The 6,454-nt window shown below is 73.8% G+C and carries 6 protein-coding genes and 1 pseudogene; 3 read left to right on the top strand and 4 right to left on the bottom strand.

The window, feature by feature from the left end; all coding sequences use genetic code 11:
• Positions 1–61: 61 nt before the first annotated feature.
• Complete coding sequence (speB, locus tag ACWERV_RS33920) at positions 62–1,030, bottom strand: agmatinase (protein WP_398181379.1); 969 nt, start codon at positions 1,028–1,030, stop codon at positions 62–64.
• Positions 1,031–1,201: 171 nt separating this feature from the next.
• Between speB and ACWERV_RS33925 the strand changes: the two genes are divergently transcribed.
• The 3 genes from ACWERV_RS33925 (at position 1,202) to ACWERV_RS33935 (ending at position 3,987) form a co-directional block, all read left to right on the top strand.
• The gene (locus ACWERV_RS33925; RefSeq protein WP_398181376.1) at positions 1,202–2,005 is read left to right on the top strand and encodes a phosphatase; all 804 of its coding nucleotides are present in this window, start codon (positions 1,202–1,204) and stop codon (positions 2,003–2,005) included.
• A 96-nt stretch (positions 2,006–2,101) separates the two neighbouring features.
• Positions 2,102–2,800, top strand: a complete 699-nt coding sequence (locus ACWERV_RS33930) for a response regulator (RefSeq protein WP_452940467.1) — start codon at positions 2,102–2,104, stop codon at positions 2,798–2,800.
• Complete coding sequence (locus tag ACWERV_RS33935; protein WP_452940468.1) at positions 2,797–3,987, top strand: sensor histidine kinase; 1,191 nt, start codon at positions 2,797–2,799, stop codon at positions 3,985–3,987. Before ACWERV_RS33930 ends, ACWERV_RS33935 begins: the two co-directional genes overlap by 4 nt.
• 28 nt (positions 3,988–4,015) lie before the next feature.
• Here the strand turns inward: ACWERV_RS33935 and tesB are convergent, their stop codons facing one another.
• The 3 genes and pseudogenes from tesB to ACWERV_RS33950 all read right to left on the bottom strand — a co-directional run.
• A complete protein-coding gene (tesB, locus tag ACWERV_RS33940; protein ID WP_452940471.1) occupies positions 4,016–4,891 on the bottom strand; it encodes an acyl-CoA thioesterase II in 876 nt (291 codons plus the stop codon).
• A 5-nt stretch (positions 4,892–4,896) separates the two neighbouring features.
• Positions 4,897–6,054 (bottom strand): acyl-CoA dehydrogenase family protein, encoded by a 1,158-nt coding sequence (locus ACWERV_RS33945; RefSeq protein WP_452940470.1) that lies wholly within the window; start codon positions 6,052–6,054, stop codon positions 4,897–4,899.
• A 100-nt stretch (positions 6,055–6,154) separates the two neighbouring features.
• A pseudogene (locus tag ACWERV_RS33950) lies at positions 6,155–6,454 on the bottom strand (TetR/AcrR family transcriptional regulator); the annotation flags it as partial.

Below are 6,454 nucleotides of genomic sequence, written 5' to 3' on the forward strand. Positions count from 1 at the left end.
GACCTTGGTCGTAATCCCTTCGAGTGATTCCGGACGCGCGGACCGGCTGCGGCGCGGCCCCCTAGGAGGCGTCCCGGCCCGCGGCGATCTGCCGGGCCATGATCGTCGTGAGCTCGTAGGCCGTGTGGGAGGCGGCGACCGAGGTGATCTCGGCGTGATCGTAGGCCGGGGCGACCTCGACGACGTCCGCGGAGACCAGCGTGCAGTCCGCGAGCCCGCGCAGGATCTCCAGCAGCTCGCGCGAGGTCATCCCGCCCGCCTCCGGGGTGCCGGTGCCGGGCGCGTGGGCGGGGTCCAGGACGTCGATGTCGACCGAGATGTACAGCGGCCGGTCTCCGATCCGCTCCCTGAGCTGCTGCGCCACCTCGTCGACGCCGCGCCGCATGACGTCGGCCGAGGTGACGATGCCGAAGCCCATCCGCTCGTCGTCGTCCAGGTCGCGGCGCCCGTACAGCGGGCCGCGGGTGCCGACGTGGCTGAGCGCGGAGGTGTCGAGCAGGCCTTCCTCGACCGCGCGGCGGAAGGGCGTCCCATGGGTGTAAGGGGCGCCGAAGTAGGTGTCCCAGGTGTCCAGGTGCGCGTCGAAGTGCAGCAGCGCGACGGGGCCGTGCCGACGGGCGACGGCCCGCAGCAGCGGCAGCGCGATGGTGTGGTCGCCGCCGAGCGTCATCAGCCGGGCCCCGGTGTCCAGCAGTTCGTCGGCACCCGCCTGCACCCCCTCCACCGCCTCGGCGATGTCGAACGGGTTGACGGGGATGTCACCGGCGTCGGCCACCTGGGCGAGCGCGAAGGGCGACGCGTCCTGCGCCGGGTTGTAGGGGCGCAGCAGGCGCGACGCCTCACGGATCGCGTTGCCGCCGAAGCGGGCTCCGGGCCGGTAGGACACCCCGCTGTCGAACGGGACGCCCACGACGGCGATGTCGGTGCTGCCCACCTCGTCCAGCCGGGGCAGCCGGGCGAAGGTGGCCGGGCCTGCGAAGCGCGGGGTGCGCGAGGAGTCGACGGGGCCGCGCGGCTGTGCGCTGCTCATGCTGACTGCCTTTCTGCGTGCGGGAGGCACGCGGTGCGGGTCCCGGCGACCGTACGTCGCCGCGGGAAGTCCCCGACTTGTACGTTCCCGCGCAACCAGGCGGTCTATTACGCCTCGGCGTCGATCCACAGGACCTCGCACGCGCACGCCGCGGGGCGGGACAATGTCCCCATGCCCAAGCATCCCGGCGCCGCCGCGCCCACCCGCCGCGCCCTCGTCTCCCATCTGATACACGCCCGGATAGCCGGGGACGTCGCCACGAGCCGGGAGAACAACCTCGACCACTACCGCGAGCTGGCGGAGGGCAACCGCTACTACTGGTTCGGCCTGGACCTCGGGGACCGCTGGACCGACCGGGCCGACGTCCTCGGGCTGATGGCCGAGCGCTGCGGTGTGGTGGCCGACGCCGGGCACATCGTCGGGCAGGACACGATCGACCCGGAGCTGACGGTCGACGGTCTGGACCGGATGGCGGTCGCGCTGCACAAGGCGGCGGAGAACCGCTCCCGGGTGCTGCTGGCCACCGGCCACCCCGCGGGGCTGTACGAGGTGCACCACACGCTGGGCCTGGCGCTGCGGGCGGCGGGCTGCACCCTGGTGCTGCCCGCGGACCGGCTCTACGCCGACGGGGGCGAGATCCGGCACGTCGGGTCGGTCGCCATGCTGCACCGGGCCGGCGGCCTGGTGCACACCCACTCGCCGGACCCGATGCGGGAGGTCCTGAACGGGCTGGAGCGCCAGGGCGAGGCGCCCCCCGATCTGGTGGTCGCCGACCACGGCTGGGCCGGGTGCGCGGGCTCCCGCGGCATCGACACGGTCGGCTTCGCCGACAGCAACGACCCGGCGCTCTTCGTCGGCGAGGCAGAGGGAAAGGTGCTGGTGACGGTGCCGCTGGACGACAACGTGCCACCGCATCTGTACGCGCCGATGACGGCGTACCTGCTGGCGCAGGCCGGGCTTCCGCAGCCCGGCTGAGGTCCCGCGCCCGCCCCCGGTGGACCTGACGCGCCCCCGTTCCCTCGTTACGATCAGTGAAGGAGGTCGAGGAAGGCAGGCGGCAGCGTGGTCAAGGTGGCGATCGTCGACGACGAAGCGCTGGTCAGGGCCGCCCTGCGGAGCATCCTCGAATCCTCCGGTGACATCCGCGTGGTCGCCGACTGTGACGGACACCGGGCGCTGGCCGCGGTCACCGCGTCCCGGCCCGACCTGGTGCTGCTCGACGCGGTGATGCCCGCGCCGGACGACGGCCTGAGCGTCCTGCGCGCGCTGCGGGCCCTGCCGGAGCCGCCCGCGGTGGCCATGCTGACCGCCTTCGACACCAGCGCGCACCTGCGGGCCGCCATGGCGGCGGGGGCCGCCGGCTTCCTGCTCAAGGACACCGCGGTCGGCACCCTCATCGACGCCGTACGCATCCTCGCCTCCGGGGGGACGGTCTTCACCCCGACCGTGGGCCGGGCCGTGGTCGACGGCTTCCTCGGCGCCCCGGCCCAGGACCCGGGGCCCGTACCGGCCCGGGAGGACGGGGCGGGCGGCGTGCGGGAGGCGCGGGAGGCCGTGCCGGGCGGCCTCACCGGGCGGGAGCGGGACGTACTGGCACTGCTGGCCGCGGGCGAGCCGAACGCGCGGATCGCGGCGGAGCTGCACATCTCCGTGGGCACGGTGAAGGACCACGTCCGCGCGGTGCTGCGCAAGCTCGGTGCCCCCAACCGGGTGGCCGCCGCGGTCATCGCGCACCGGGCGGGGCTGGCCCGGCATCCGGAGCGCGGGTGAGACTCCGCGCCGCGGCCCCCGACACCGCGCTGCTGGCCCTTTCGGCGACCGAGGTGTGGGCCACGCGCTCCTTCGGCGGGCCCGTCTCGCTGGTGTTCGCCTGCCTCGGCACAGCGGTGCTGCCCCTGCGCCACCGGTTCCCCCTGACGGCCTACGCGGCGACCCTGCCCGCCCTCGCGCTCGGCTACATCTGGTTCTCGCCGATGGGCACCCTCTACGAGGTCTCGGCGGGCGGGGCGGCGCGGGAACGCGGCACATTGCCGCGCCGTACGCGCCGCCCGGCAATGTACGGGTGGCTGTCCGGCCGGGCGCTGCTGATCGGTGGCTGCGCGCTGCTCGCCGCCGTGGTGAACCTCGTGCCGTGGCCCTTCCGCGACCCGGTCACCTGGTCGCTGTCGGACACGATCCTCGCCGTCATGCTGTCCGCGCTGCTGGCCGTCGCACCGACCGCGCTGGGTCTGCTGGCCTCGTCCCGCCGCGAGCTGAGCGGGCGGCTGGCGGAGCTGGCGGCCAGCAGGGAGCGCGAGCACGCGCTGGCGGCGGAGCAGGCGGTGGTACGCGAGCGGGCGCGGCTGGCCCGCGAGATGCACGACACCGTCGCCCACCACATCAGCCTGATCGCCGTGCAGTCCGGGGCGCTGGAGGCGACGGCGAAGGGCCCGCAGGCGCGGGCAGCGGCGGGAGCGGTGCGCGAGCTGAGCCGGGACGCGCTGGACGAGTTGCGCCGGATGGTCGGGCTGCTCCGGCTGCCCGCCGCGACGGCGCAGGAACTGGCCGCGGGCCCAGGCCTGGCCGGCATCCCGGCGCTTGTCGCGGCGGCCGGACCGCAGACGCACGGGGAGCTGGACGCGGTCGGCGAAGGGGCGGAGGGCGAGCCGCCGGCCGAGGTGCAGCAGGCCGCCTACCGCATCGTGCAGGAGGCGCTGACCAATGTGCGCAAGCACGCGCCGGGCGCCCGGACGTGTGTGCGGGTCCGGCGCAGCGGCGCGGACCTGCTGGTGGAGGTGCGCAACGGGCCGGGCACCGAGCCGCCGCCGACCGCGCTCCCGTCCGGTGGCCACGGCCTGGCCGGGCTGCGCGAGCGCGCCGTCCAGCTCGGCGGGGACTTCGAGGCGCGTCCCGCGCCCCCCGGGGGCTTCCTGGTGCGGGCCAGGCTGCCGCTCCTCCCGGACGGCCGGGCCGCGTGAGCGGCGCGGGTCGATACACCTAGCGGCGTCAGGCCCGGGGGATGCGGACGAGGCCTTCCTGGATGACCGAGACGGCGAGCCGTCCGTCCTGCGTCCAGATACGCGCCGAGGCCAGGCCGCGGCCGCCGGAGGCGGAAGGGCTCTGCTGGTCGTAGAGCAGCCACTCGTCGGCGCGGAAGGGCCGGTGGAACCACATGGCGTGGTCCAGGCTCGCGCCGACGACGTCGCCGACCGCCCATCCGCCGCGGCCGTGCGCGAGCAGCACGGAATCCAGCAGCGTCATGTCGGACACATAGGTGGCCAGACACACGTGCAGCAGCGGGTCGTCGGCGAGCTTGCCGCGGGTGCGGAACCAGACCTGGGAGCGCGGCTCACGGGCGGTGCCCGCGGTCAGGAACGGCGGGTCCTCGACGTAGCGCAGGTCGACGGCCGCGCGGGCTTCCAGCAGCCGGTCGATGACGCCGGGGTCGGGGAACTTGTCGGCGTGGGCGGGCAGCAGCTCCGCGGCGTCCGGGAGCGTTTCCGGATCGGGTGCCCGCGGCATCGGCTCCTGGTGTTCCAGGCCCTCCTCCGCGGCCTGGAAGGAGGCCGACAGGTGGAAGATCGGCTGGCCGTGCTGGATCGCGACGACCCGCCGGGTGGTGAAGGAGCGGCCGTCGCGGATCCGGTCGACCTGGTAGACGATCGGCGCGCCGGGGTCGCCGGGCCGCAGGAAGTACGCGTGCAGGGAGTGCGCCCCGCGGTCCGCGGGGACCGTGCGCCCGGCGGCGACCAGGGCCTGCGCGGCGACCTGGCCGCCGAAGACCCGCGGCACGACCGCCGAACGGCTGACACCGCGGAAGATGTCCTGCTCGATCGGTTCGAGATCGAGCAGGGCGAGCAGTGCGTGCAGGGGCTCGTTCAGTTCGCTCACAGACCCATCGACTTGGCGATGATCGACTTCATGACCTCGCTGGTGCCGCCGTAGATGCGGTTGACGCGGTTGTCGGCGTACAGGCGCGCGATCGGGTACTCGTTCATGTAACCGTACCCGCCGTGGAGCTGCAGGCAGCGGTCGATCACCCGGGCGGCGACCTCGGTGCAGAACAGCTTCGCGGAGGCGGCGTCGGCGGCGGTCAGCTCGCGCACGTCGTGGGCGTCGAGGGCGCGGTCGACGACGGCCTGGGCGGCGTCCACCTCGGCCTTGCAGGCGGCCAGCTCGAACTTGGTGTTCTGGAACGACGCGACGGACTGGCCGAAGACCGTGCGGTCCTGGACGTACGCCTTGGTGAAGCCGATCGCGGCGGCGGCCTGCGCGTAGGCGCCGACGGCGATGGCCAGCCGCTCCTGGGGCAGGTTCTGGCCGAGGTAGGAGAAGCCCTTGCCCTCCTCGCCGAGCAGGTCCTCCAGCGGGATCCGGACGTCGGTGAAGGACAGCTCCGCGGTGTCGGACGTCTTCAGGCCGAGCTTGTCCAGCTTGCGGCCCACCGCGTAGCCGTCGGACGTGGTGTCGACGACGAAGAGCGAGATGCCCGCCCGGCGGTCCTCCTTCGTCGCGGGCGCGGTGCGCGCGCAGACGATGACGCGGTCGGCGTGGACACCACCGGTGATGAAGGTCTTGGCGCCGTTGAGCACGTAGTGGCTGCCGTCGGCGGAGAGCTTGGCGGTGGTCTTCATGCCGGCCAGGTCCGAGCCGGTGCCCGGTTCGGTCATCGCGATGGCGAACATGGTGTCGCCGCTCGCGAAGCCCGGCAGCCAGCGCTTCTTCTGCTCCTCGGTGGCGTACGCCATCACGTACGGCAGGCACAGGCCGGTGTGCACGCTGCTGCCGCCGAAGCTGACCCCGGCGCGGGCGCACTCCTCGGTGATGACGGCCTGGAACTTGAAGCTCTCCTCGCCCGCGCCGCCGAACTCCTCGGGCACCTCGATGCCGAAGACGCCAAGCTCGCCGAGCTTGCGGTAGAAGTCGCGCGGCACCTGACCGGCGGCCAGCCACTCGTCGTAGACCGGGACGACCTCGGCCTCGATGAAGGCGCGTATGGTCTCGCGGAATGCTTCGTGGTCCTCGTTGAACACCGTACGACGCACAGCGCGCCTCCCGTCGGCGAGTGGTGACGACTGAACTGACTGACCGGCCCGCCGTCCCCCGCCGCCGCGCGCGGGCACGGCCGACGGAATAAGCAAGCGCTCAGTAAGTTACCCGCCAGTCCTGCGCGCTGTCCAGGGCGGACAGGGCGCCCAGGGCCAGCTTGCGCAGCAGTTCGGACATCCCGGCGCGGCTGGCGAGCACGGCCTGGGCGCCGAGGCGGGGCGTCGAGTTCAGCAGGCCGAAGACGGCGTGCACGGCGGCCCGCACCTCACGCTCCGTGGCGTCCGGATGGACGGCGCCGACCACGCCCACCCACACCTCCACGTACTGGCGCTGGAGCTGGCGGACGAGCTTGCGGTCGGACTCGCGCAGCCGGTCCAGCTCGCGGTCGTGCAGGGT

The sequence above is a fragment of the Streptomyces sp. NPDC004031 genome (genome assembly GCF_053604375.1).

What these genes read in the sequence shown, in the direction of transcription:
- ACWERV_RS33925 (WP_398181376.1), top strand. Translation starts at nt 1,202, where the DNA reads ATGCCCAAGCATCCCGGCGCCGCCGCGCCCACCCGCCGCGCCCTCGTC.
- speB (WP_398181379.1), bottom strand. Translation starts at nt 1,030, where the DNA reads ATGAGCAGCGCACAGCCGCGCGGCCCCGTCGACTCCTCGCGCACCCCG.